The sequence below is a fragment of the Cupriavidus sp. CP313 genome, from assembly GCF_054072015.1.
Map to the genome: position 1 here is coordinate 36566 of NZ_JBSVZB010000014.1, position 25386 is coordinate 61951.

Genomic DNA, 25386 nt, shown 5'->3' on the forward strand with positions numbered 1-25386 from the left:
ATACACCCTGACATGACCATCCTCGGACTTCACTACATTGGCGGCGAACGCCGTGCCGCCGGCACCCCGCTGTTCAGCATCGACGCCGTGACCGGCGAGCGGTACCCGGTCAGCTTCCACGAAGCCGCCGAAGCCGAAGTTGCAGCAGCCGCGCTGGCCGCGCACCAGGCCTTCCCCGCATTGCGCGCCACCAGCCCGGCCGAACGCGCCGCGCTGCTGGAGACCATCGCCGATGAAATCGACGCGCTGGACCAGGCGTTCATCGCGGCGGCCAGCCGCGAGACCGCCCTGCCGCCGGCGCGGCTGGAAGGCGAGCGCAAGCGCACCAGCAACCAGCTGCGCATGTTCGCGGCCACGGTACGGCGCGGCGACTTCCTCGATGTCCGCATCGACCGCGCACAGCCTTCGCGCCAGCCGCTGCCGCGACCCGACCTGCGGCAGTACCGCGTCGGCGTGGGTCCGGTGGCGGTCTTCGGCGCCGGCAATTTCCCGCTCGCATTCTCGGTGGCCGGCGGCGACACGGCTTCGGCGCTGGCAGCGGGCTGCCCGGTGGTGGTGAAGGCGCATCCCGGCCACATGGTCACGTCTGAATACGTTGCCAATGCGATCGAACGCGCGATCGCGCGCAGCGGTGCACCGGCGGGCGTATTCAACATGGTGTTCGGCACCGCAGCCGCCGGGGCGGCACTGGTACGGGCGCCGCACATCAAGGCCGTAGGCTTTACCGGATCACTGGCTGCGGGCCGGGCTTTGTTCGATCTGGCGCAATCGAGGCCGGATCCGATTCCGGTGTTTGCGGAGATGTCGAGCGTGAACCCGGTGTTCCTGATGCCCTCGGCACTGTCCGCTCGCGGCGCGCAGATTGCGCGCGAACTGGCGGCCTCGGTCACCCTCGGCTGCGGCCAGCTCTGCACCAACCCGGGGGTGGTGCTTGGCATCCGCTCACCGGAATTCGATGCGTTCGTCGCCGAACTCGGCACGGCACTGGCGCTGGCCGAGCCGCAGCCCATGCTGGGCGCCGGCATCCGGGACAATTTCCAGCGCGGGCTGGCCGGCTTGCGCGAAGTCCCCGGCGTGGAAGTCCTGGTGTCAAAGCAAGCGGACGGCCGCATCGGCGGACATCTGCTGAAGGCCGATCGCAGCGTGCTGTTTGCGGAAAATCGTCCGCTGGAGGAGGAGGTATTCGGCCCGTCGACGGTGATCGTCGCGCTGGATTCCGAAGACGACTTCCTGGCCTTTGCCGAACGGATGCGCGGCCAGCTTACGGCCACGTTGATGGCCGATGACGGTGACCTCCATCACCACGCCGCACTGATCGGGCTATTGGAAAGCAAGGTCGGCCGTTTGCTCTTCAACGGTTACCCGACCGGCGTGGAAGTCAGCGACGCCATCGTCCACGGCGGCCCCTACCCGGCTACCACCGATGCGCGCGGCACCTCCGTCGGCAGCGCTGCCATCGAGCGCTTCCTGCGCCCGGTGTGCTACCAGAACTATCCCGATTCCCTGCTCCCACCGGCCTTGCGCGACCGTAACCCGTGGCAGCTGACGCGCCTGGTCGACGGCGTGCCGACACGCGCTGCGCTGCAAGGCGCGCACGATCTGGAGGCCGCAGCATGAGCGTCGTCCTGGAACAGGAAGCAGCAACCGCCGCCGAACCCGTCATACGGCTGCATCCGGATGACGATGTCGTCATCGCGCGTGCGCAACTGGTGGCAGGCGCGCGCCTCGGCGCAGGCCTGGTGGTACGCGGCCTGGTGCCCGCAGGGCACAAGCTGGCAGTGCGCGCACTCGAGGGCGGCGCGCCGGTGCGCCGCTACGGACAGGTCATCGGCTTCGCCACGCGCCCGGTCGCGCCAGGCGAGCACGTCCACACCCACAACCTGGCCATCGGCGAGTTCGAGCGCGACTACGCGTTTGGCACCGGTAAGCGCCCTGCCACGGTGGCGGCGCAGCGCGCGCAATTCATGGGCATCGTCCGCGCCGATGGGCGGGTCGGCACGCGCAACTACATCGGCATCCTTATCTCCGTCAATTGCTCAGCCACCGCGGCACGCGCCATCGCCGAGCATTTCCGGCGCGAGCTCAATCCGCAGGCGCTGGCAGACTACCCGAACGTGGATGGCGTGGTAGCCCTGACGCACGGGCAAGGCTGCGCGGTGGATGGCGAAGGCGAAGGCCTGGCGCTGCTGCGACGCACGTTGGCGGGCTATGCGCGCCACCCCAACTTTGCAGCCGTGCTGATCGTCGGGCTGGGCTGCGAAACCAACCAGATCGACGGCCTGCTCGACAGCGAGGGACTGGCGCGCGGCGCCGCGCTGAAAACCATGACCATCCAGGCCACCGGCGGCACGGCCCGTACGGTGGCGGCAGGCATCGAGCAGATCAAGGCGATGCTGCCCGACGCCAACCGGGTGCGACGCGAGCCCGTCGATGCCAGCCACCTGGTGGTCGGACTGCAATGCGGCGGCTCCGACGGCTATTCCGGCATCAGCGCCAATCCCGCGCTTGGCGCAGCCGTCGACCGGCTGGTGGCGCACGGCGGTACCGCCATCCTGTCGGAGACGCCGGAGATCTATGGCGCCGAGCATTTGCTGACGCGCCGTGCCGTATCGCCGGCAGTCGGGCACAAGCTGCTCGACCGGATCCGCTGGTGGGAAGCCTACTGCGCGCGCATGAACGCCAGCCTCGACAACAACCCGTCCGCCGGCAACAAGGCGGGCGGGCTCACCACCATCCTGGAGAAATCGCTCGGTGCCGTGGCAAAGGGCGGCACCACCAACCTGGTCGACGTATACCGCTACGCAGAGCCGGTGGAGGCGGCTGGCCTGGTCTTCATGGACACCCCTGGCTACGATCCGGTCTCGGCGACCGGACAGGTGGCCGGCGGCGCCAACCTGATCTGCTTTACCACCGGGCGCGGCTCCGCCTATGGCTGTGCACCGTCCCCGTCCCTGAAGCTCGGCACCAATACTGCCTTGTGGCAGCGCCAGCAGGAGGATATCGACATCAACTGCGGCACCGTGATCGATGGCTCGCAGACGATCGACGAGCTCGGGGGAGAGATTTTCAGCCTCATGCTGGCAACGGCTTCGGGACAGCGCTCAAAGAGCGAACTGCACGGTTACGGCCAGAACGAGTTCGTTCCCTGGCAGCTCGGCGCGATCACCTGACGGACCGTCGCTCGCAGATTTAACGCTTCTCAGCAGCAGCTGCGCGCGGGGAATCAATCGGTGGCGACCGCCACACGTACCTGCTTTAATGCCTGGAACGGTTCCAACTGCTCGGCCGTGGCCGCCGCATCGGTAATCAACGTCCATGCGCGGTCGAGCGGCGTCCAGTGCTGCTGCTGTGCCCGGCCCAGCTTCGTAGCGTCGGCCAGCACAAAGATATCGGCCGCCTGGCGGACGATGCACTCCTTCAGGTAGGCCTGCTCCGCGCTGGCCTCGCACAGCCCCACGCCTGCAACCACGCCGTCCGCGCCAAGGAACGCCTTGTCGACGCTGATGCGCGACAGCGTTACCTGGGCCAGCGGACCGAAGGTGCCCATGCTGGAGGGGCGCACGTCGCCGCCGATCAGCGTCACGCGGATGCCGGGCAGGCCGGTGAGCGCGGTGACGGCCAACAGGTTGGTGGTGTAGACATGGAGGTCTTCGCGCGCGCCCAGCTGCCGAGCCAGCGCAGCGGCCGTGGTGCCGCTATCGAGCAGCACGGCGTCGCCGTCCTGCACGAAGCTCGCCGCCAGGCGGGCAATGGATTCCTTCTGCTCACGCTGCAGCGACTTGCGCTCCTCAAGCGAAGCCTCGGGCTCGTGGCCACCCACCTGCATCAGCGCGGCGGCGCCGCCGTAGGTCCGCACAATGCGACCCTCGCGAGCCAGCGCGGTCAGATCGCGGCGCACCGTGGCCACGGAAACCCCGAGGCTGCCGGTCAACTGTTCGACATTGGCGACCTCGCCCGAGAGCACGAGTTCGAGAATGGCGCGGCGGCGGTCGGCGGCTTTCATGGCAGGCGAAATGAAAATGGGGGATCCTCAACGATCCCCGATCTTACAGGAGCCGGCAGCCCCGGCGTGCGCCGATGGCTCAGGCGCGGCGCGTGGCCAGCTCAGCGCCCTGGCGCAGCGCCTCCAGCAGGCTGCGTTCGTCGGCGATCCCCTTGCCGGCGATGTCGAAGGCGGTGCCGTGATCCACCGACGTGCGGATGACCGGCAGCCCCACCGTGATGTTGACGCCGGCCTCCAGTCCGAGCACCTTGACCGGCCCGTGGCCCTGGTCGTGGTACATCGCCACCACCAGATCGAAGTCACCGCGGCCGGCGCGATAGAACAGCGTGTCGGCGGGCAGCGGACCTTCCACGTCCCACCCGCGCGCGCGCAAGGCCTCGACCGCCGGGATGATCTTTTCCTCCTCCTCGCCGTGGCCGAACAGGCCGTTCTCGCCGGCGTGCGGATTGATGCCGCATACGCCGATGCGCGGCGATGCAATGCCAGCGCGCTGCAGCGTCTGATGGCCGCGCTCGATCGTGCGCTGGACCAGGCCCGGCTCGATCTTGCGGATGGCGTCGAGCAGGCCGATGTGCGTGGTGACGTGGATCACGCGCAGCTTCGGCGCCACCAGCATCATCGACACCTCCGGGGTGCCGGTCAGGTACGCCAGCATTTCCGTGTGGCCGGGAAACTTGTGACCACCCGCGTGCAGGGCTTCCTTGTTCAGCGGCGCTGTGCAGATCGCATCGATCTTCTCGTCGCGGGTCAGCGCCACCGCGCGCTCGATGTAGCGGAAGGCGGCATCGCCGGCGACGGCGGACAGCTTGCCGAAGGGCAGGTCTTCCGGGATCAGGCCCAGGTCGATGCAGTCGATGGTGCCGGACTGGAAGCGCGCTTCCTCCGGGGCCTGGATGGCGTGCACCTTAAGCGGGGAGCCGACGAGCCGGCCGGCCAGTTCCAGCCGGCGCGCGTCGCCGATGACGAGCGGGCGGCATTGCGCACGAACGCTGTCATGCGCGAGGCTCTTGACGATGACTTCGGGGCCGATGCCTGTGGCATCGCCCATGGTGATACCGATGACGGGGAGGTAGTCGCTCATTTATGTGTCTCTTGTCGAGTGTGGCGCGGCGCGCCGTCAGGCTGACGGCGCGCGGGATTCAGTCATAGCCTGCCACGCAAGCCACAGGGCTGCCTCGGAGCCGAATGCACCGGCCTTGGTAGCAACGCGGCGCGCGGGCACGCCAGGCAGCGCAGGCGTGTCGGACAACGGCACACCGGGCTCGACCTCGCGCCGCAGTGTCAGGGCGCCGATGCCGGCCGCCGAGAGCATGGCCCGAGCCGTCTCGCCGCCGGTGGCGATCAGGCCGCGCGTATGCTGGAAGCCGGGCAGGGACAATTGCGCCAGCGCGGCGCTCAGGCGCGGCCCTTCGCCCGGGTCGAACGCGTCGTCGCGACCAATGCTGACCAGCAGGTCGCCGCCTGCCCGCAGGCATTCGGTGATCGATTGCTGCGCGGCGTCCCACTCTGCGTGGCCCGCACCTTCGCGCAGGATCCGCGGCGGGACTACCATCGATGGCATCCCGGTGCGTTCGCGCAGGCACGCGGCCTGTCGCCCGGAGATGCCCGAGAGGCTGCCGACCAGCGTCAGGACCGGGCCGCCCTCAGGGGCAGGCAGCGGCTGCGGCGCACCGCCCTCGAACAGGCATTGTGCAGCCAGCGCACGAGCCAGGCCGCCCGAGCCGACCCAGAATGCGGGGACGTCGAGCTGCGCCGTGGCTGCGGCCAGCGCCACCAGGTCTTGCTCCGTCTGCGCATCGCAGACGACGGCCTGCACGCCTTCGCGCGCCAGTCCGGCGATGGTTAGCCGCAGGGCCGCGTCACCCGCGCGCACCGCGTCCAGCGGCAACAGGGTCGCCCGCAGCCCCTGCGCGGCCAGCAGCGCGACAAGGTCGGCACGTCCGGTAAGTGCTTCCAGGCGCCAGATGTCGGAGTCTTCCAGCGGCTGGCCGTTCACGAACATGCAGCCGCCGGCCGTGGTGCGGCCAGTGGCCGGAAAGGCCGGCGCGACGATGGCGAGGCCTGCCAGCGGCGGCAGCGCGGCAGTTTCGACAGCCCAGTTGCCTCGCAATGTGGAATCGATCTTCTTGTATAGCCGCCGCCTGTTGCCCTGGCCGCGATGCCAGGCTTCGAGATTGCGCGCCGCCGCCTCCTGGGGCGCCATGCGGCGGCTGTCGACGTCGCAAGCCACTACGTCGGCCTGCGACAGGTCCACGCCCGCAGGCGCCGCCTCCAGCGTTACGACGGTCCGGGCGCCAGACATGGCGAAGCCGATCGCGCAGTCGGCAGCGCCGGACAGGTCGTCGGCGATGATAAGCCAGCTCATGCGGCGGTCCTCACCGACGCCTCGGCCTCCTTGCCCGCCACGCGGCGGGCAACCCAGGCGGTCACCAATGGCGTCAGTACGGCGGTGACCACCACGCAGGCGGCCACCAGGATCGTGGCGCTCTTGGCCGATTCCGCGTAGACCGGATTAGCCGCCGCTACCAGCGTCGGCACGGCGGCGGCATTGCCGGCCGTGCTGGCGGCCGCGACACCTGCCACACCCGTGCCGCCGGTGAGGCGGTCAGCGAAGTACAGCGCGCAGCCGGTGACGGCCACCACGGCAACACCAAGGCCTAGGCCCAGCATGCCCGCCTGCCAGACCTTGTGCAGGTCCAGGCCGGCGCCCAGCGCCAGCGCGAAAAAGGGGATCATGACCGGCACGGCCTTACCCAGGAAGTCGCGCATCTCCCGATCCAGGTTGCCCAGCAACATGCCGAGCATGAGCGGAAGGATGCTGCCGACCATCGTCGGCCATGGGAACGCGGACAAACCCGCCACGCCCAGCGTCACCATCGTCAGGAACGGGCCGGACTCCAGCGACATGATGCTGTAGGCGCCCACGTCTTCAGGCTTGCCGTACTGGCCCATCAGCGCCATGTACAGGCCGCCGTTGGTGTCGTTCATCGCGGCCACCATGGCAAGCGTCGACAAGCCGGCAAACATTCCGGCACTGATCGGCGCCTCGCCCAGGAAGTGCCCCATGATCACGCCCAACACCATGGCCGTGCCAACCTTTGTGCCGAACAACACGCCGCCCTTCTTGAGAATGTAAGGCGTGGCTTTGATGTTGATGCTTGCGCCCATGCAGACATAGAACACCGCGAGGATGGGCAGGGCACCCGTAAAGAGCGCGCCGGTAAACGACCCAAAGAACTTCGGCCCATCCGGCGCGAACGTGGCAACGAGCGAACCGATCAGCAGCGGCACGATCATCATGCCGCCGGGCACGCGCTCGATGGCGCGTTTGATAGAAATCTGCATGGTTGTCTCCTGCCGCTGAGGATGCGGCCTTGTATGTTTCGAGCAAACATTTGATCGAATCGATCAAATGTCATCGAAGTGTAGTGCAGCGGATTGAATTTGACCAGTTCAATCATTTATGTGATCGAAAGGATCACTTGCGCAGCCAAATGCTGGCGTTCAGTCGACTTGGAGCAACCGACCAGGTAGCGGGCTCAGAAAGGAACCGCAGGTCACTCCCTTGTGTCCTGCAACATGCGGGGTGGACACCTCGCTGCATGGGCACGAGGGGCGCTCATTGAGCCGCCTCGCTACAGCATTGAGCTTGGCATCCGACTACATGGGCGGGACTTGCGGCCAAGGGGGCGCTGGGGGTAAGGGAGCGAACTGCGGACTGTTCAAGTACGGGCCTGGCGACTCGGGATCGGCCGGACCGTCTCGGCATACTGACGCCGTCGGGCGTACACGAGGAGTCGGGGGACGTGTGTTCGACGAAACAATCATCGTACCGGGATCGCGGACACACTAGTCGGTCAGGCGCTGCAACTGCAATGCACGGGCATCAGTCTCAAGGAACTCATCTTGGACCGCGCCCTTGTTGTGCATGCGATTGCCAGCAGGGACAGACTCCCAAAGAGTGAAGAGAATGGCCCCGCACAACCACCACTAACGGGCACCGGCCCGCTGCGTGGTCCATCGGCGATAGCGCCGCGTCTGACACGAGGTGGACAGCTGCTGCAACAATAGCGCCCTGAGGGGCGAGATGCGTGGATCCGTGACACGTCCCTCACTGAGCCGTTTGAGCTGGAACTTGACGACGGCCATATTGGCCAGGGAGCCCAGCGTCTTGTTCTTCCAGGTGATCGACCGCAGCGCGGGCGCATTGTTCTTTCCTGCATGCCAGTTGCGCGGCAGGTTCGGGTCGATGGACAGCGCTGTGGCGATGCCCGCCATGGCGATGCCACTGTCGATCACCTGTTCGGCCACGGCCCGGCGGCGGATGCCGCCGGTGACCATCAAGGGCATGCGCGCGATGGACGCGATGTCGCGCGCAAACTCCAGGAAGTAGGCTTCCCGGGCCAGCGTGCGGCCATCACGGGCTTGCCCCTGCATTGCCGGCGCCTCATAGCTTCCGCCCGACAACTCGATCAGGTCGACGTTGAGCGGATTGAGCATCTCGACCACCCGCTTCGCGTCATCGGCGCTGAAGCCGCCGCGCTGGAAGTCGGCTGAATTCAGCTTGACCGAGACCGCGAACCGGGGCGATACCGCGCTTCGTACGGACCGGACGATGTCGAGCAGCAGGCGCGCACGGTTCTCGATACTGCCGCCCCATTGGTCCTGCCGTTTGTTGGCGATCGGTGACAGGAACTGGCTCAACAGGTAGCCATGGGCCGCATGAATCTGCACCCCGGTAAAGCCGCTTCGCTCCGCCAGTTGGGCGGATCGTGTGAAGCGCTGCTGCACGTCGGCGATGTCCCGGCCGGTCATTTCCCTGGGCACGGGAAACTGTTTGGACAGCGCCCCCAGGTCCAGCGGAACGGCCGACGGCGCCAGGGTGGTCTGGCCGAGTGCCGCAGGCATCTGGCGCCCGGGGTGGTTGAGCTGCATCCAGGCATGGGCCCCGCCGGCCTGTGCGGTGCGGGCCCAACGCCGGAAGCGGTCCAGGTGGGTGTCGTCTTCCAGGACCACACCGTTCGGCCCGGTCATGGCACGGTGATCCACCATGACGTTGCCGGTCAGGATCAGGCCTGCCATGCCGTTGGCCCAGGCGTCGTACAAGCGCAGCAGCGCATCCGATGGGGCGTGGTCCGCGTCCGCCATATTCTCTTCCATGGCCGCTTTGGCGAGACGGTTGGGAATCACAGCGCCGTTGGGCAGGGCAAGGGGTGTGAACAGCTTCATGGGAGGCATCCTGATTTGACCAGAGCCTGACTTTAAGCTTAAAGTCAACTTTAAGGTCAAGGCCCCTGGAGAATGCGGATGAAAATCGGAGAACTGGCTCGGCTGAGTGGCATTGCCGCCTCTCGCATCCGATTTTATGAAGCGAGCGGCCTGCTCGAGCCCGCGCAGCGGCAAGCCAACGGCTATCGCGAATACGCGCCGGAAACGTTGACCAGGCTGGAGATCATCATGTGTGCGCAAGGCTCGGGCTTCTCTCTGGAAGAGATTCGAGCGATCCTGCCACCTGACCTGGACAAGTGGCCGCATGACCAACTCCTCCAGGCCCTGCGGCGCAAGGTCGATGAGATCGAGTTGCTGGCGCAGCGTCTGGCGCAGAGCAAGCACCGCCTCGTCGCACTGATCGACGAGATCAACGGCACCAGGGAATGCGAAGGTTGCGAGGGCAAGGCCAGGCGGGTCCTGGAGCGATTGAATCAGGATGGCAACAGTGGCACCCCGGCGGGTCTTTCAGGTCATCGGACGAGGAAGCGCGCTTGATTCCCCGTTCGATCACGGGCGTCCACCACCATGGGCGAAGTGGGGGTCCGCACGATCTCGGCATGCGTGAGTTCCTGCGTCAAGAAGCGGAATTCCTCTGTAACGAGGCGTCAGGTTCGCCTATGCTGTCCAATGCGGCAGATGCAAAATCCGCACAGGTCCCACGGATCTGAAAACAAGAAGGGGGAAGTCCCCGGAACGGAAAGCGCCATCAGGATTGCGCTTTCCGTGCGCTTGCTTGGCCGAGTCACGGGGTGGTGACCCATCGCACACGAGGCATATTGCCAGCTCGTGGGCGGGATACTCCGTTGACGACAATATGACAGACTCCTTCCTGTTCAGTAAGCCGTTCACGTTTCTCGCCTGCGCCGGCATGTCGGAAGTCAGGGAAGGGGTTGATGTACTGGAAGCCCTCCCCGGCCACTTGTTCTGGCTCGAGAACGAGGACTACATCCGCCGGGTCTACGTGCCCGATTTCCTGGAGCAGAGCCGCGCCGCCCTTGAGGCGGTGATGCCGGGCGGGCCAGCGCAGATCGATGCCATGGCCGACGAGATCCGGCGCAGCCCCCGCCTGCTGCCGGATCTGCAGCGCCTCACGCCGGAGATCGCCGCTGCCGCCCACTCGTACTGCTATTGGCACTACTGCGCAGATGTGGTCGGGCGCGCGCAGGGCATTCCGCGCAGCGCCATCGAGCGCCAGTTCGACCGGGCAGCGCGGCCTCGGGACGGCGCGCACAAGCTGCAATGGATCTGCCCCTGCTGCGACGGACTGGCGCACTATCAGGTCGACGGGCTGCTGGCCTCGCAGCGGCCGGCACGGCAAGGCGGCTTTTCACTCGAATGCGCACATTGCGGACACCAGGAACGGCTGTACGCCGGCTTCCTGCATGCAGGCCGCCTGGAATGCCGCTGCGCGCATTGCACGGGTTTTATCAAGACGCTGGCCGGCCAGTTGGCCAGGCCCGCGCGCAGGCTGTGCGCAGCGCTGGAGGACTATGCATGGATGCATGCCGTGGATACCGCGGCAGAAATCCGCGAACTCTGGGAAACGTCATTGCAGATGCTGGCAAGTGGTGCCCGGCCGTCCGACAACGCGATGGCCTTCGCCCTGGCCATTCAGTCAGGCGAGGCGCGCCCCATCCCGGACATTCTCAGCCAGATCGACCCGACCCTCGAAGGCCGGTTCGACAAGAATCCAAGGGCCTGGGTATTGCTGTGCGAGCTGCTGCGCGAAGGCGTACTGGACGCCGACTGCGCGATCTATGACCAGGACGGCCGCCAGCACGTGGCGCTTGAGCTTGCCCTGCTAGAAGACGACCAGGCAACCGACGGCGCCACTGTGCAGGACAGCCTGGCTACCTTGCTGAAGGGCTACCAGCCACCGGAGCGCGATGCCTTCATCAACTGGCTGAAGGCGCTGAAACGTTTGCGGCTTTGCACCGCCAGGTTCAATGCCGCCGTGGACGTCGCCTGGAAGCCCAACGTGGACCATTGCCGCATCCTGACCGCGCGATGGTCTGACGGCCAGCCAGCGCCCGCCGCGCAAGCCAGCGCCGCATGGCTGCCGCCCGCGCCGCGCCCGCGCCGCCCGGAACGGCTGGTGTACCTGGACGCAGAGCTGGAGGCGGTGCAGTTGCTGAAGTCGCTGGGCTATATCGTCCTCAGTCCCGAGGAGATTCGCTCGCAACGAGATCCCATCGAGGATATGTCGTGAACCGGCAAGCCCAGTCCCAGGGTGTGGGGAATTTTGTTCGCACTCCGATCATCTGCGAAACGTAGTTCGACTGACTGAACCGCGAATGTGTGTGGTCGCCAACCATCGCCTCCTGCCGGCGCCGCACCCTGCCTTGGCGGCAGAAAATGTGCTTGCTAGACTGTCTTACGCATGCCTGGGCGGGCCTGCAGCAGCACAGCGTTCACCCGCCATGGGCCGCGCAAACAGGCAGGGAGAAGCCAATGAGCAACGACAACAAGCCTGGCGGCACATTGACGCGGCGCGATTTCCTCCTGACTACCGGGGTTGGGGCCATGGCATTGGGCCTTGGCGCAGGCGCGGATGCCAAGGATGCGCCAACCGGGGCGAGCGACGCGGCCCAGGCCACTGGGAGCCTGGCATCGGGACCGTACAACATCCTGTTTATCCTTGTTGACCAGGAACGCTACTTCCGACCTGGCGAGTTGCCCAAGGGCTATGGCCTGCCTGCACATGAACGCTTGATGAAGCGCGGTACGACATTTGTCAATCACCGCATAAATTCGTGTGTTTGCACCCCGTCCCGCTCAGTTCTGTACACGGGCCAGCACATCCAGCACACCCGGATGTTCGACAACACGAACTTCCCGTGGATTGCCAGCATGTCAACAGAGATACGGACGCTCGGTGACATGCTTCGTGACGCCGGCTATTACACCGCGTACAAGGGCAAGTGGCACCTCACCAAGGAATTCGAGACCGTCAACAAGCTTGGCACGCCAACCAGGATCTTCACTCAGGAAATGGAAGCCTATGGCTTTTCCGACTACATCGGAATCGGCGACATCATTGCCCACACCAGCGGTGGGTACCTGCACGACGGGGTGATTGCTTCAATGGGTGTGAGCTGGCTGCGCGGAAAAGGGCGTGAGCTGGCGGCGCAGGGAAAGCCATGGTTCCTGGCCGTCAACCTCGTCAACCCGCACGACGTGATGTTCTACGACACCGACGCGCCCGGCACCGAGGTTCAGGCAATGCGCGGCCTCGCACATGTCGCGCGCGACCCGGCCGACCCGCTATACGGCAAGCAGTGGCAATTCACGTTGCCGGCAAGCCGGAAACAGGCGCTTGACGCGCCGGGGCGCCCTGCGGCACACCGCGATTTCCTGCGCTCGCATGACGCCCTGGTCGGAGCCATTCCAAATGAAGACGCGCGCTGGCACCGGCGGCACAACTATTACCTGAACTGCATGCGGGATGTCGACCGGAATATCGCTGCCCTATTGGCCGAGCTCGACGCTGCAGGGCTCTCCGGCAAGACCATCGTAATCCTGACATCGGATCACGGTGACATGGACGGTGCACACCAACTCCACGCAAAAGGCGCCGTCTCATATCGGGAGCAGAACAACGTGCCGTTGGTCATTGCCCATCCCGCCTATCAAGGTGGAAAGCAGTGTCGCGCCGTCACCTCACATCTGGACATCGCGCCCACCCTGGTTGCATTGACTGGCGTCTCGATCGACAAGCGCGCAGCCATCGTCAAGGGATTACCGGGAAAGGATTTTTCCCGCTTGCTTGCGAAGCCTGACGCAGCCGAAGCGAATGCCATTCGCGATGGTGCGCTGTTCTGCTACAACATGCTGGCCTACCTGGATGGCGATTATCTTTTCAAGGCTGTTGCCCATCTGCAGGGCGGTGGCAAGCCCGACCAGCTCAAGCAGGCCGGTATCCGCCCGGACCTGATGAAGCGCGGCGCAGTGCGTTCGATCTACGATGGACGCTACAGCTTTGCACGGTACTTTTCTCCCAAGCAGCATAACAAGCCGAAGACCCTGGAGGAGCTCTACCGGTTCAACGACGTGGAGTTGTACGATCTGCAGACCGATCCCTTCGAGATGAACAACCTGGCGGCAGGCGAAAAGCAACGGGAACTACTGGTCGCCATGAACGAAAAGCTGAATCAGCTGATTGATGCCGAGGTTGGCGAGGACCGTGGCCAAATGCTGCCCGGTGGCATTGATGCAGGATGGGATGTCACTGCGGAAACGATGGCGGGAGCCTGACCGCACCGGCCCAACGCCGGCCAACAAGGCGCGCAACGGGTATCGCTCTGGCGGGATGAGAGGACCGCAGCTTCGGCTGCCCGATGGGGCGGCATTGGCTATCAGGGAGCGGTGTGGGCGCAGGGATGATCGCGCCGAGCCGCTAGCGCTCTTCGGCCAGGTAGATCCTGGTGAGGCCTTTCGCAATGGCCTCGACAATCTGTTCGCGCCGCAAGGCAATATGCGAAGTCAGGCATTTTTCCCCTTTCTCCCAGTCGTGCGCCTGCAAGGCTTGAACGATTTCGGCGTGTTCGCTCTGGGTGGAGTCGCGCCCGATATTCTCCATGTCGATCCAGCGGATAAACCGGATGCGTTCGTTCAGGCTGACCAGCATCCGCTTGAGTTCGGCGTTACACGCCATGGCGGCGATACGCAGGTGAAAGCCTTCGTCCAGTTCCACCAGTTGCGGGATCGGGGTATTTGCGGGCACCGACTTGCTGTGCTCGAGGTATCGCGCAAGCTCCTCGATGCTCTCTGCCGAGGCCCGCTCGAACGCCAGGCGCAGGCAATCGCGCTCGATCGTCACGCGTGCTTCGTATAGATCCAGCATTTCCTGGATATCGAGCGGCCGGCGCACATAGCCGCGGCTGGACTCCACCAGGAAGCCCTCGGTGGCCAGGCGGGTCAGCGCTTCGCGCACTGGCGTCCGGCTCACGCCGAGGCGTTCCGCCAGGTCAATCTCATTGAGTCGTTCGCCGGGCTTGAGCTCGTAGGAAATCGCCATCTCGCGCAATCGACTGATGACATCGGATCCCCGTTTGCGCCTGACAGCGGAAATCAGCGGCTTCATGCCGTTGGTTGCTTGCATAGATATTCCTCGTTGGCCGCGATCATACCCGACGCTACCGGCCCTCCACGTGACGTGTCCGCCCCTTTAAGTTTAAGTATACTAAATTGTATCCTGCAGTGTATTCTTATCTCGCCTGCTCGACACTGACTTGGAGACTCCTGGAATGACGAAGATGAACGGCGCTGAAGCCATGGTCCGAATGCTTCAACTGAATGGTGTAAAGCACGTCTTTGGGCTGTGCGGCGATACGAGTCTGCCCTTCTACGACGCCATGGCCCGCCTGGACCATGGGATTGACCACATCCTTACGCGCGATGAGCGCAGCGCCGGCTACATGGCCGACGCCTATGCTCGCGTGACCGGCAAGGTTGGCGTATGCGAGGGGCCCAGTGGCGGCGGAGCCACCTATTTGCTGCCGGGTCTGGTCGAGGCCAATGAGTCTTCGGTGGCCGTGCTTGGCATTACCTCGGACGTATCGGTCGGCTCGCGCGGCAAGTACCCCCTGACCGAACTCGACCAGGAAGCGCTGTACCGCCCCCTCACCAAGTGGAACACCACGATCGACCGCGCCGACCAGATCCCCGGCGCGGTGCGCGGCGCCTTCCGGGCCATGACTACCGGCAAGCCCGGATCCGCGCACCTGTGTTTGCCGTATGACGTACAGAAGCATGAGGTGGACACTGCCGACGTATGGGCGCAGCCTGGCCACGACCGTTTCCCTGCGATGCGCTATGCGCCGGACCCGGCCGAGATCGAACGGGCAGCGCAGCGGCTAGTTGCAGCGCGCCTGCCGGTCATCATCTGCGGCGGTGGCGTGGTCATCTCTGGCGCCTGCGCAGAACTGGAAACACTGGCCGGCATGCTGAACGCCCCGGTCTGCACCACCGTCAGCGGGCAAGGCAGCCTGGCCGACACCCATCCGCTGAATGCCGGCGTGGTCGGTGCCAATGGCGGCATCATGGCCACGCGCGAGATCGTCGCCAAGGCCGATGCCGTGCTGTTCATCGGTTGCCGCGCAGGCTCGACCACCACCGAGCACTGGCGCTTCCCGTCGCGGGACATCGCAATCCTGCATCTCGATGCGGATCCGATGGCGATTGCCGCGAACTACCGCACTGACGTCGCCATGGTTGGCGATGCCCTGCTCGCCCTGAAGGCGCTCAACGCCGCCGTGAGCGACCGCCTTGCCCACCGCCGGTCCGACGCCGCCGACGGCGCCGCGCTGGCCGGTGCTGCGCGTGCCGCCAAGCTTGCCGCCTTTGCGCCGCTGGCCGCCTCGCTCGATGTGCCCATCAAGCCGGAACGCGTGGTGGATGCGCTCAACCGGCTGCTGCCGGATGACGCCATCGTGGTGGCCGACCCCGGCACGCCCTGCCCGTATTTCTCCGCGTATTACAACGCCAGCAAGCCTGGGCGCCATTTCATCACCAACCGGGCCCATGGCGCCCTTGGCTTCTCGATGTCGGCCGGGATCGGCGCGGCCATTGGGCGCCCGCGTGCGACCGTCGTATCGGTCATGGGCGACGGCAGCTTCGGCTTTACCTGCGGCGAGATGGAAACGCTGACGCGACGCAAGATTCCGCTGAAGATGATCGTCTTCTCGAACGCCGTCTACGGCTGGATCAAGGCAAGCCAGAAGGCCGGCTACGAGCAACGCTACTTTTCAGTCGATTTCAGCCGCACGGACCACGCGCGCGTTGCCGAGGCGTTCGGCATCAAGGCTTGGCGCGTGGAAGACCCTGGACAGCTCGATGCCGCGATTCGCGCGGCGCTGGCGCATGATGGCCCGGCGCTGGTCGACGTGATCTCACAAGAACTGCAGGACACCGCCGCACCCGTGAGCCAGTGGATGGGCTGACACCCAGGGCATATCCAGAACGCCTTATTTGATCCGAACCGAAGCTCAAAGATGGGAGAGGTAACTATGTCTAGCCGACTTGCGGCACCAGGCCGCCAGAAAGCGCTTTGTGCCGGCGTGATGGCCCTTGCCTGCCTGCTGCTGCCGCTGACAACGGCAGCCGCGGTGGCTGACAATGCCACGCCACTGAAACTGGTGGTCACCTTCCCGCCCGGCGGCAGTACCGACATTGCCGCACGCATCATCCAGCCGAAACTGGCGGAGGCGGCCGGGCGGCCCGTGGTCATCGAAAACCGGCCCGGCGCTGCCAGCCAGGTCGCCACCCAGTATGTGGCTCGCTCCGCGCCGGACGGCAATACCCTGCTGGTCGCCTTCGATACGCATGCGATCAACCCCGTGGCGAAGTCCAGGCTCCCCTATGACACGTTCAAGGACTTCACTGGCGTCACGTTTGCCGTGCGCTTCCCGCTCGTGATCGGCGCTTCGCCCACTGTTCCTGGCAAGGACCTGCGCAGCTTCCTCGACGCTGCGCGGCGTGAGCCGTCCAAGTACAGCTACGCCTCCACCGGGCTTGGCTCGATGAACCATCTTGTGGCCGAGGATCTGAAGCGGCAGGCTCGGGTCGAGTTAATGCATGTGCCCTATGCCGGCGGGGGCCCCGCGGTTCAGGCAGTCCTGGGCAATGTGTCCAGTATCACGCTGCTGAGCTATGCGGCCCTGAAGGGCCAGATCTCTGCCAACAAGATCAAGCCGCTGGCCGTAACGGGCGCGCGCCGCCTGCCAGACATGCCCGATGTTCCAACCGTCATCGAGTCCGGATTCCCGGACTTCGAGGCCTACTCGTGGATCGGCATCTTCGCACCGGCAGGCACCCCGCCTGCGGTCGTCAGGAAACTGACGGAAGATTTCCAGACCGCACTGTCGGACCCGGAAACCAAACGAAAACTGACCGCGGCCGGCTTCGAGGTCATGGCCACCGATGGTCCCGCCGTAGACCGCTATGCGCGCGAGCAATACGAGCGCTGGCACAGCTTCGTCAAGAAGACCGGGCTGAAGCTGGAAGACTGAGGCGGAGTCGGGGCCGGGTGCATCGCAATCGGGGGTGTCGCGGACCCGGCCTTGGAGAGTCGCTTCGAAACCTCACCCCCTGCTTTCCCGCCTGAAGCGCGTCGGCGCATGCCCGGTCCAGCGCTGGAACGCCCGCCGAAACGCTTCTTCGCTGGCAAAGCCAAGCTGCTCCGCGATTCTTCCTACCGACCAGTTGGTCGTGCACAGGCATTGTTCGGCGTACTCCTGCAGGCTGTGTTCGCGCAGTACCCGGTAGCTGCTGCCGTCGGCAGCGAGACGGCGGCGCAGGGTCGGTTCGCTCACATCAAAGCGCATGGCCAGCTCAGCCAGCGTCGGCAGCCGCGCGCCATGCACCAGCGCTGCATGCAGGATGCCGTGCACCTGCTGGCTCAGTGATACGACCTCGACCGGCGCACCGATCAGCCGGTAAGGAAAGTCTTCCAGGAAGGCATCGAGCTCCGCGGCCTGGCGCACGACCGGCCGGTCAAGCAAGGCCTCATCGAATTCGAATCCGTAGGTCTGGGCGCCGGACGTCACCGCGGCATGGAACAAGCCCAGGAAGGGCATGGCGTCCTCGCGCCGGGGATGCGCCAGGTAGACATGGGTCGGGCGTAGCGGCTGGCCGACCAGCCAGCCGAACAGCAGCATATAGAAGAAGAGCCCGGTCAGGTCCACCAGACAAGCCGCAGAGGATTTCGCACGCCGCAGCGAATCCATGCGGAACACCGCCTGGCCTGCGCTTTGCCCGAGGCTGAGCGCACCGGCGCGCGGATACAGCATCGCGCAGAAGTCGGCCGCGCAGCGGATCGCCTCCCTCAGCGTCTGGCTGCTCAATACGCAACGGCACAGCAAGTCCACTTCCTGCTTGCGCATCGGGGGGTGGCCGTTGCCTTTGGCGACCAGGGCCTCCAGCCGCTCGATCGCGGCGCGATAGAGCGCGGTGAACCGGGCGGGCGGCGCATGCCCGGATGCGCCGGCGGCAGGCGGAACCTCGACGCCCTGCCGCTTCAGTTCGTCCAGCAAGCGCTGCACCATGCCGTGCGGAACAGGTACGGGATTCCCCGGTATGTGGGCATTCATGGGCGCTCGTCCTGATTGCTTCGGTAGCGATGGTTGATCGTCCGGGTAGGGATTCGGTGCGGCCGGGCCTCCCATAATCATCCCGGCACTTCCACCCGCGCGACAACTTGCGCACGGCCTGGGCGATGGAGGTTGCCATGCCACGAACACCATGCCTATACGGAAAACCCATGACCGCGCTTCCCTCCCGCAAACCCCGGCTCCGGCATCGCAGCCCTGCTGCCCTGCCTGCGTCGCACGAGACACACCATGATCCACATCCTCGATGAAATCGTGCTCGCGCCCGGGCACCTGCCCACTGTGCTGAGCCTGCTGGAAAGCCAGTACCTGCCCGGCAGCGCCGCCAGGGGCCTGGCGCTGCTGCAGCGCTGGGTGTCGCCGCCCGTGGCGATGGAAGATGCACCCAATACGCTGTGGCTGCTGTGGCAAGTGGCGGATGCGCCGGCTTACTACGCCATGCGCGCCAGCATCGATGCTCCGGCACTAGCCTTCTGGTCGAAAGTCGACACTCTGTGTGAAGCGCGCCGCCGCCATGTGATGGCCGATGCGACAGCTGCGCTGCCCCAGCGCAAGGAGCATTGCGATGCGGCTTGAGACAGCACAGGTCCGATTGCACGCCGGCTTCTGCGCCGGGACGTGCACACAGGAGCAAGCCCTGCTTGCGCGGATTGAAACGCTGCCAGGCCTGCGTCATGTGGCGATTGGCAGGAACCTGGCGGGAAGCTGGGGCGCTGGCGACTACACGCTCGACCTGCAATTCGACCCGACTGCATCCGGCTCGCCCGGTCACGACACCGGCCTGGCTGCCGCGCTGGACGGCATGGCAGAGGTGGATAGCGTCGCCTATAGGCCGATCTCGGGCGGACTACGCGCCCCTCAGCTGCGCCACGGGATCTGGCGCACGCTGATGTTCCGGGTCCGGCCTGAAGCGCCGGACTGGCAGGTCAGCGGCCTTGAGCAGGACCTGCTGCGGATGCCTGAATACATGCCCGGCATCCTCAACTGGCGGCTTGCCCGCGTCTTGTCGCCCGGCACATGGACCCATGTCTGGCAGCAGGAGTTCGCCAGCGCAGACGACCTGCTGGGCGAATACCTGATGCACCCATTCCATTGGGGCCGCGTCGACCGATGGTTCGACCCCGAGTTTCCCGAATGGACAGTCCAGGCGATCTCCCATGCCTTCTGCCCGCTCGCGACAAGCCTGATTGCCAACCACAACCGCACAGAGGAATACGCGCCATGACCGGACCCGGAACACTGACAGGAAAGATTGCGCTGGTGACCGGCGCCAGCCGCGGCATCGGCCGCGCCATCGCGCAGCGTTTCGCCGCGGAGGGCGCACTGGTGGTTGCCACGGCACGGCGCGCAGGCGAGTCCGAGGACGAACCTGGCACGCTGGCCGAGACGGTTAGCCAGATCAGGCGGCAAGGGGGCAGTGCCATCGCGCTGGCGGCGGATCTCGAAGACCCGGCGCAGCGCGACAACCTGGTGGCGCAGGCGGCAGGCGCTGCGGGCGGTCTCGACATCCTGGTCAACAATGCCGGCATGGCGGAATACAGCGGCATCGAATCGATGCCGCTGGAAATCTTCGACAGGACGGTCGAGCACTACCTGCGCATCCCCTTCGTGCTCAGCCGTGCAGCGATCCCGCTGATGCGCACGCACGGCGCGGGGTGGATCCTGAACCTGGGCTCCGTCACCGCCCTGTCGCCTGCTCGCCCGTATCAAGACTTTGACCGGGCTGGCGGGGCCACGGCCTACGCCGCGGTCAAGGCTGCCATCAACCGGTTCACCGAGGGCCTGGCAGCGGAACTGGAGGCCGACAATATCGCGGTCAATTCCGTAGCGCCAAGCACGGCGATCCGCACGCCAGGCAGCGAGCGCTATATCCCGGACGGCTATCCCACCGAGCCAGTGGAGTACCTGGTGGAAACGGCGCTTGCACTCTGCAGCGTTCCGGCCCGCCTGCGCACCGGCCACATCGCCCATAGCCTGCACTTCCCCCTGGCGCACGGGCTGAACGTCCGTACGCTTGATGGCCAGGGCATGCTGCCACCGCCTGTGATCCCGTCCTGGGCACATCCCGGTTTGAGCCACGAACTGTCCGCAAGCTAAGCCCATGGAGAAGAGCATGCGCGCTGTCGTCATTGATCGTACCGGCGGACCCGACGTACTCAGGCTTGGAGACCTCCCGAGGCCGGAACCCGCTGCCGGCGAAGTCCTGATTCGCGTGGCCTGCGCCGGCGTGAATCCCGCTGACTGGAAATGCCGCGAAGGCTATCTGAGCCACTTCATGCAATACAGCTTCCCGTTCGTAATCGGCTTCGATGCCAGCGGCGTCGTGGCAGCGGTGGGAAGCGGCGTCAAGGACTGCGTCCCGGGACAGCGCGTGTTCGCGCAAACCGCGGTCGGCGCAGGCAAATGGGGGTCCTATGCCGAGTACGTTACGGTCAGCCAGGATTGCGTGGTGCCGATTCCCGACAACCTGGGATTTGCCGAAGCCGCGGCAGTCCCGACCCCGGCGCTGGCCGCCTGGACGGGACTCTTCGACGAAGGCGGACTCAAGCCAGGCCAGACGGTGCTGGTTCATGGCGGTGCCGGCGCGGTTGGCACGTTTGCCGTGCAACTGGCAAAGGCGGCCGGCGCAACCGTCGCTGCCACCTGCAGCGCGGCACGCCGCGACGAACTGATGGCGCTCGGGTGCGATCTGGCAATCGACTACCGTGGCAGCGACATCGCTGCCACGATGCAGGCATGGGCGCCGGCTGGCGTCGACCTGGTATTGGACGCCGTTGGCTGCGGCACCCTGCCCAACGGCATGGACCTGCTCAGGCCCGGCGGCATCCTTGTCGCCATCCTGACGCTGGTCAGTGGCGACAACGGCCCGGATCCTGCCGCAGCCGCGCAGCGCGGCGTCCGCACCGCCGTGGCGTTCAGCAAGATGCCCAGCGGCGCGCGGCTGCGCGAGATCGCAGCGCTGCTCGGCAGCGGGCGCCTGCGACCGCCCCGCATCGAATGCCTGCCGCTGGAGCAGGCCGAGCGTGCGCTCGATCTGGTCCAGTCGGGCAAGGCGGCAAGCAAGCTGGTGCTGCGTATCGCCGAGCCAGCCAATGCTGGCGCATGACCATAACACCATCGAAATCAGAGGAGACACAATGAAGAGCAAGGCCTTCCTGCTATGCGCGATCGCCGGTGCGGTGCTAGCCGCCTCACAGATCAACGCACCTTCACTTGCCGCGATGACGCCTGACGAAGTCAGGCGCCTGGACGGCCCGCTCACACCAATGGGCGCCGAACGGTCCGCCAACAAGGATGGCAGCATCCCCGCGTGGAGCGGCAAGTGGCAGGCCGCGCCCGCAGGCCTGGCGTTCCGGCCGGGAGACGCGTATCCCGATCCCTACGCGTCGGAACAACCGCTGGCAACGATCACGGCCCAGAACCTGGAGCAGTACCGTGCCCGCCTGAGCGACGGGCAGCTCGCCATGTTCAGGCTGTACCCGGCAACCTTCAAGATGGCGATCTATCCCAGCCATCGCGACTTCCGCTATGGCGATGCTGTCTACAAGGCGATCCAGCACCACGCCCCCGGCACGCAGCTGACGAGCGACGCGAACGGCCTCAAGGACTATCCGCCCACCGCGCCTTTTCCCGTTCCCAAGAATGGCCTGGAGCTGATGTGGAACCTTCGCTTCTCTTCCGCCATTGCCGAAGAGGCAGCCGTCTATGACCAGGCAGTCGTGTATCGCGACGGCAAGATCGCGTGGGGCAAGTGGAAATATGACATCTGGTCGCCGGTCAACGGCACCGCGTTCGAAAAAGGCTCGCCCCTGATCAACCGGACCTTCGCCCGCGTTGAAACCGAGCTGCCTTTGCGCGAACGCGGCAATATCATCGTCTCCCACAATTTCTGGGATCGCGAAGGTTCCGATACGGCCAGGACCTGGCAATACAATCCCGGCACGCGCCGGGTCCGGCAGGCACCCGAGTTCGGCTTCGACCAGCCGCTCGGTCCGGGCGGCTTCCGCACCGTGGACGACGACCGCCTGTTCAATGGCTCAGGTGAGCGCTACGACTGGAAGATTGTCGGCAAGCGGGAAATCTATATCCCCTACCACAACTACAAGCTGGCCGATCCGGCCGTCAAATACGCCGAGCTGCTGGGCCCCAACCATGCGGCACCCGACCTTATCCGCTACGAACTGCACCGCGTCTGGGTGCTCGAAGCCAAATTGAAGCCAGGCTTCCGGCATCAGTACGCGAAGCGCGTCCTGTACCTGGACGAGGACACCTGGATGGCCGTGCTTGCCGACAACTACGATGCCCGCGGCCAGTTGTGGCGAACCAATCTGCAATCGTCGCTTTTCGCCTACGATGCACGGCGCTACTACCCGGCAGTGGCGTTCTACCATGACCTCACCGCTGGCTCCTATCTGGCGGACCGGCTGACCAATGAAGGCAAGCCGGTACGCCTGAACAGCAGTCCGCAGTTCAGCGAAGCGTATTTTTCGCCCGATTCGATCCGGGGGGCGGGGCATTGACGGTCACGCCGGCTCACGGTACCCATGCGGGCGTCCAGATGACTTGGGACGGATGCCTGCTGTGGGGGCTCGCGGCCGTGCATTGAAGCCCTCGCCAGATGTTCCCCATGCACAAGTCCTTGATGTCGAGATACCCGTCGATACCGCATCGGGAACAAACGCCTCAATCGGAGAGGTAGCGCTCCACCAGCAGGCTCCAGTACGCAGCCCCAATGAGGAGGTTGCCGTCGTTGAAGTCGTACTTGGGGTGATGGACCGGGTGGCTGCTTTCATGGAAGAGCCCGTTGCCCAGGCGGAGATAGCAGCCGGGCCGGTGCTGCAGCATGAAGGCAAAGTCTTCGCCTGGCGTAACCTGGCCAAAGTTCGGGTCCACGCGATCCGGTCCCACCAGCTCGCGCGCAACTTCGACGGCGAAATCGACTTCCCTGTCGGTGTTCACCAGCACCGGATAGCCCGACTGGTACTCGATCTCCGCCTGGGCGCCGTAGCTCTGCGCCTGTCCATGCACGGTGGCCTCGATGCGCTGCCGAAGCCGGGCGCGCACCTCGGGATCAAAGCAACGCACGCTCAACTCGATGCTGGCCTCGTTCGGGATCACGCCGTAGAAGCCGCCCGACTGCAGCGAGCACACCGAGAGCACCGCGGTCTGCGTGGGATCGACGTTGCGCGACACGATGGTCTGCAGCGCCATCACGATGCTCGCGGAGACCACCGCCGGGTCCACGGTGAGATGCGGGCGCGCCACGTGCCCGCCTTTGCCAATGACGCGGATGCTCACCTTGTCGGTAGCCGGCTGGAATGCGCCCTTTCGCATCATGAAGGTCCCGACTTCGGCGCCAGGATGATTGTGCAGGCCAAACACGGCATCGCAAGGGAAGCGCTCGAACAGCCCGTCCGCGATCATGCGTTCAGCGCCGCTGTCGTGCCCGCGCTCCTCGGCGGGCTGGAAGTACAGGTGCAGCGTTCCGGAGAAGTTGCGCGTGCGGCCCAGGTACTTGGCAGCCCCCAGCAACATCGATGTGTGGCCATCATGGCCGCAGGCGTGCATTTTCCCGGGCTGCTTGCTGGCATAGGGCAACCCCGTCTTTTCCTCGATCGCCAGCGCATCCATGTCGGCACGCAGGCCGATGCGCCTGGAACCCGTGCCGGCCTTCAGCGTGCCGACGACACCTGTGGTGCCGACGCCTGTCGTCACCTCGAATCCCCACTCGCCAAGCTTCTCCGCGACGAGGCTGGCCGTTGCAGTCTCTTCGAAGGCAAGCTCGGGATGGCTGTGGATCTGGTGCCGGATGGCGGTGATCTCCGCAATATCCTGCGCGAGTTGCTCAAGCTTCTGATGCACTGGAAACATGGCTCTCTCGCGCTCAGTCAAGTTTAATGTCCAACTGCTTGACCGCATCGTTCCACTTTCTGTGCTCGCTCTGCAGGAAGGCGTGGAATGCCGCCGGCGACCCGGGCATGACCTCATTGCCATTATCCGCGAGCGTCTTCTGCGTCTCCGGATTGGCGAGCACCTTCTGTAGCGCGGCATTCAGTTTTTGAACCACCCCTGCCGGAGTGCCTTGCGGCGCCACCAGGCCGTACCAGGTCGTCACGTCGAAGCCGGGGTAGCCAGACTCAGCGATCGTGGGGATATTGGGGAACATCTTCAGGCGCTTGCCACCGGACACAGCCAGGCCCCGCAACTTCCCGGCCTGGATCATCGGGGCCGAGGACGACGCCACGTCAAAGGCAACGTCGATATCGCCCGAAAGCATCGCCGTCAGCATGGGCGCCGTGCCCTTGTACGGAACGTGCGTCATCACGATGCCGGCCCTGGCGTTCAGCATTTCCATGGCGATCTGCGGGCTCACGCCGGCGCCGGTGGAGCCATAGTTGATCTGCCTGGGCTTGCTCCTGGCCAACGTGACCAGCTGCTTGACGTCGCGCACCGGGGAATCCTGCCTGACGATGAGGATAGTCGGTGCGTTGACCACGCCGCCAACCGGCGTGAAGTCCCTGGCAAGGTTCGCCTTCATCGATGGGTACAGCAAGCCGGGGCTGTAGACCAGCGACGTGCCGCCGAACAGCAGCGTATAGCCATCCGCGGGCGCTTTCGACACGTACTGGGCCGCGATATTGGTCCCCGCGCCCGGCTTGTTCACGACGATGACGGGCTGCCCCAGCTCGCGGCTGAGACCGTCGCCCACGATGCGGGCAGTCGTGTCCGCGGAGCCGCCCGGCGTGAAGCCAACGACGATCTGGATCGCCTGGCTGGGAAAACGTTGTTCCTGGGCGAAGCCAGGTGTGGCGGTAAATGCGCACGCCATGCCCAGCAGCGCAATGCATTTCATCTTCACAGGCACTCCTCCTTGTGCGGATATTTTTCCGGCCTTTTGTTTTTCGCCTTCGCCTCGTCCAGGGCGTCTCGTGCGGCTTGTGTTGTTGGCCGTTTGAATCAGGAGGCAGTGTATGCTTGGGACTTCCATTTACCAAATCGATATGG

21 protein-coding genes are annotated in these 25386 nt (G+C 65.3%); 12 read left to right on the plus strand and 9 right to left on the minus strand.

Annotated elements, in window-relative coordinates:
* Positions 1 to 12 precede the first annotated feature (12 nt).
* A complete protein-coding gene (locus tag ACW4E8_RS19495) occupies positions 13 to 1617 on the plus strand; it encodes an aldehyde dehydrogenase (NADP(+)) (protein WP_456806024.1) in 1605 nt (534 codons plus the stop codon).
* Positions 1614 to 3170 carry a UxaA family hydrolase gene (locus ACW4E8_RS19500; RefSeq protein WP_456806025.1) on the plus strand — a complete coding sequence of 519 codons (1557 nt, stop codon included), beginning with the start codon at positions 1614 to 1616 and terminating at the stop codon, positions 3168 to 3170. The genes ACW4E8_RS19495 and ACW4E8_RS19500 overlap by 4 nt, the downstream gene beginning before the upstream one ends.
* Before the next feature lie 53 nt (positions 3171 to 3223).
* On the opposite strand, the gene ACW4E8_RS19505 is transcribed toward ACW4E8_RS19500, so the two are convergent.
* The 5 genes from ACW4E8_RS19505 to ACW4E8_RS19525 form a co-directional block, all read right to left on the minus strand.
* Positions 3224 to 4003: a DeoR/GlpR family DNA-binding transcription regulator gene (locus ACW4E8_RS19505; RefSeq protein ID WP_456806026.1), complete on the minus strand. Its 780-nt coding sequence runs from the start codon at positions 4001 to 4003 to the stop codon at positions 3224 to 3226.
* A gap of 79 nt (positions 4004 to 4082) precedes the next feature.
* Positions 4083 to 5084 carry a 4-hydroxythreonine-4-phosphate dehydrogenase PdxA gene (pdxA, locus tag ACW4E8_RS19510; protein WP_042875749.1) on the minus strand — a complete coding sequence of 334 codons (1002 nt, stop codon included), beginning with the start codon at positions 5082 to 5084 and terminating at the stop codon, positions 4083 to 4085.
* Positions 5085 to 5120: 36 nt separating this feature from the next.
* Positions 5121 to 6368, minus strand: a complete 1248-nt coding sequence (gene dtnK, locus ACW4E8_RS19515) for a D-threonate kinase (RefSeq protein WP_456806027.1) — start codon at positions 6366 to 6368, stop codon at positions 5121 to 5123.
* On the minus strand, positions 6365 to 7348 hold the full coding sequence (locus tag ACW4E8_RS19520; protein WP_456806028.1) for a 2-keto-3-deoxygluconate permease: 984 nt from the start codon (positions 7346 to 7348) through the stop codon (positions 6365 to 6367). The genes dtnK and ACW4E8_RS19520 overlap by 4 nt, the downstream gene beginning before the upstream one ends.
* A gap of 645 nt (positions 7349 to 7993) precedes the next feature.
* Entirely contained in the window at positions 7994 to 9232 is a 1239-nt protein-coding gene (locus ACW4E8_RS19525; protein WP_456806029.1) for an NADH:flavin oxidoreductase/NADH oxidase family protein, read from the minus strand.
* A gap of 78 nt (positions 9233 to 9310) precedes the next feature.
* On the opposite strand from ACW4E8_RS19525, the gene ACW4E8_RS19530 reads away from it, so the two are divergent.
* The 3 genes from ACW4E8_RS19530 to ACW4E8_RS19540 all read left to right on the plus strand — a co-directional run bounded on the left by ACW4E8_RS19530 (position 9311) and on the right by ACW4E8_RS19540 (position 13528).
* Positions 9311 to 9769, plus strand: a complete 459-nt coding sequence (locus ACW4E8_RS19530) for a MerR family transcriptional regulator (protein WP_456806030.1) — start codon at positions 9311 to 9313, stop codon at positions 9767 to 9769.
* 319 nt (positions 9770 to 10088) lie between these two features.
* Positions 10089 to 11483, plus strand: a complete 1395-nt coding sequence (locus tag ACW4E8_RS19535; protein WP_456806031.1) for a hypothetical protein — start codon at positions 10089 to 10091, stop codon at positions 11481 to 11483.
* Between the two features lie 242 nt (positions 11484 to 11725).
* Positions 11726 to 13528, plus strand: a complete 1803-nt coding sequence (locus ACW4E8_RS19540) for a sulfatase-like hydrolase/transferase (RefSeq protein WP_456806032.1) — start codon at positions 11726 to 11728, stop codon at positions 13526 to 13528.
* Positions 13529 to 13670: 142 nt separating this feature from the next.
* Here the strand turns inward: ACW4E8_RS19540 and ACW4E8_RS19545 are convergent, their stop codons facing one another.
* Positions 13671 to 14375, minus strand: coding sequence for a GntR family transcriptional regulator (locus ACW4E8_RS19545; RefSeq protein WP_456806033.1), 705 nt, complete (start codon positions 14373 to 14375; stop codon positions 13671 to 13673).
* Between the two features lie 145 nt (positions 14376 to 14520).
* Here ACW4E8_RS19545 and ACW4E8_RS19550 point away from each other — a divergent pair, with 145 nt between their 5' ends.
* Together ACW4E8_RS19550 and ACW4E8_RS19555 are read left to right on the plus strand one after the other, a co-directional pair.
* A complete protein-coding gene (locus tag ACW4E8_RS19550; protein WP_456806034.1) occupies positions 14521 to 16215 on the plus strand; it encodes a thiamine pyrophosphate-binding protein in 1695 nt (564 codons plus the stop codon).
* Between the two features lie 66 nt (positions 16216 to 16281).
* Entirely contained in the window at positions 16282 to 17283 is a 1002-nt protein-coding gene (locus tag ACW4E8_RS19555) for a tripartite tricarboxylate transporter substrate binding protein (protein ID WP_456806035.1), read from the plus strand.
* A gap of 72 nt (positions 17284 to 17355) precedes the next feature.
* Here the strand turns inward: ACW4E8_RS19555 and ACW4E8_RS19560 are convergent, their stop codons facing one another.
* Positions 17356 to 18363 (minus strand): AraC family transcriptional regulator ligand-binding domain-containing protein, encoded by a 1008-nt coding sequence (locus ACW4E8_RS19560; protein WP_456806036.1) that lies wholly within the window; start codon positions 18361 to 18363, stop codon positions 17356 to 17358.
* Between the two features lie 249 nt (positions 18364 to 18612).
* On the opposite strand from ACW4E8_RS19560, the gene ACW4E8_RS19565 reads away from it, so the two are divergent.
* From ACW4E8_RS19565 to ACW4E8_RS19585, 5 genes are read left to right on the plus strand one after another with little or no spacing between them, the layout of a single operon-like run.
* Positions 18613 to 18957: a hypothetical protein gene (locus tag ACW4E8_RS19565; protein WP_456806037.1), complete on the plus strand. Its 345-nt coding sequence runs from the start codon at positions 18613 to 18615 to the stop codon at positions 18955 to 18957.
* On the plus strand, positions 18947 to 19606 hold the full coding sequence (locus ACW4E8_RS19570) for a Dabb family protein (RefSeq protein WP_456806038.1): 660 nt from the start codon (positions 18947 to 18949) through the stop codon (positions 19604 to 19606). Before ACW4E8_RS19565 ends, ACW4E8_RS19570 begins: the two co-directional genes overlap by 11 nt.
* Entirely contained in the window at positions 19603 to 20478 is an 876-nt protein-coding gene (locus ACW4E8_RS19575) for an SDR family NAD(P)-dependent oxidoreductase (RefSeq protein ID WP_456806039.1), read from the plus strand. The genes ACW4E8_RS19570 and ACW4E8_RS19575 overlap by 4 nt, the downstream gene beginning before the upstream one ends.
* Positions 20479 to 20494: 16 nt before the next feature.
* Complete coding sequence (locus tag ACW4E8_RS19580) at positions 20495 to 21487, plus strand: quinone oxidoreductase family protein (protein WP_456806040.1); 993 nt, start codon at positions 20495 to 20497, stop codon at positions 21485 to 21487.
* A 31-nt stretch (positions 21488 to 21518) separates the two neighbouring features.
* On the plus strand, positions 21519 to 22901 hold the full coding sequence (locus tag ACW4E8_RS19585; protein ID WP_456806151.1) for a DUF1329 domain-containing protein: 1383 nt from the start codon (positions 21519 to 21521) through the stop codon (positions 22899 to 22901).
* Positions 22902 to 23064: 163 nt separating this feature from the next.
* Here the strand turns inward: ACW4E8_RS19585 and ACW4E8_RS19590 are convergent, their stop codons facing one another.
* Entirely contained in the window at positions 23065 to 24252 is a 1188-nt protein-coding gene (locus ACW4E8_RS19590) for a M20 aminoacylase family protein (protein ID WP_456806041.1), read from the minus strand.
* A 13-nt stretch (positions 24253 to 24265) separates the two neighbouring features.
* Complete coding sequence (locus tag ACW4E8_RS19595) at positions 24266 to 25234, minus strand: Bug family tripartite tricarboxylate transporter substrate binding protein (protein ID WP_456806152.1); 969 nt, start codon at positions 25232 to 25234, stop codon at positions 24266 to 24268.
* Between the last annotated feature and the right edge of the window lie 152 nt (positions 25235 to 25386).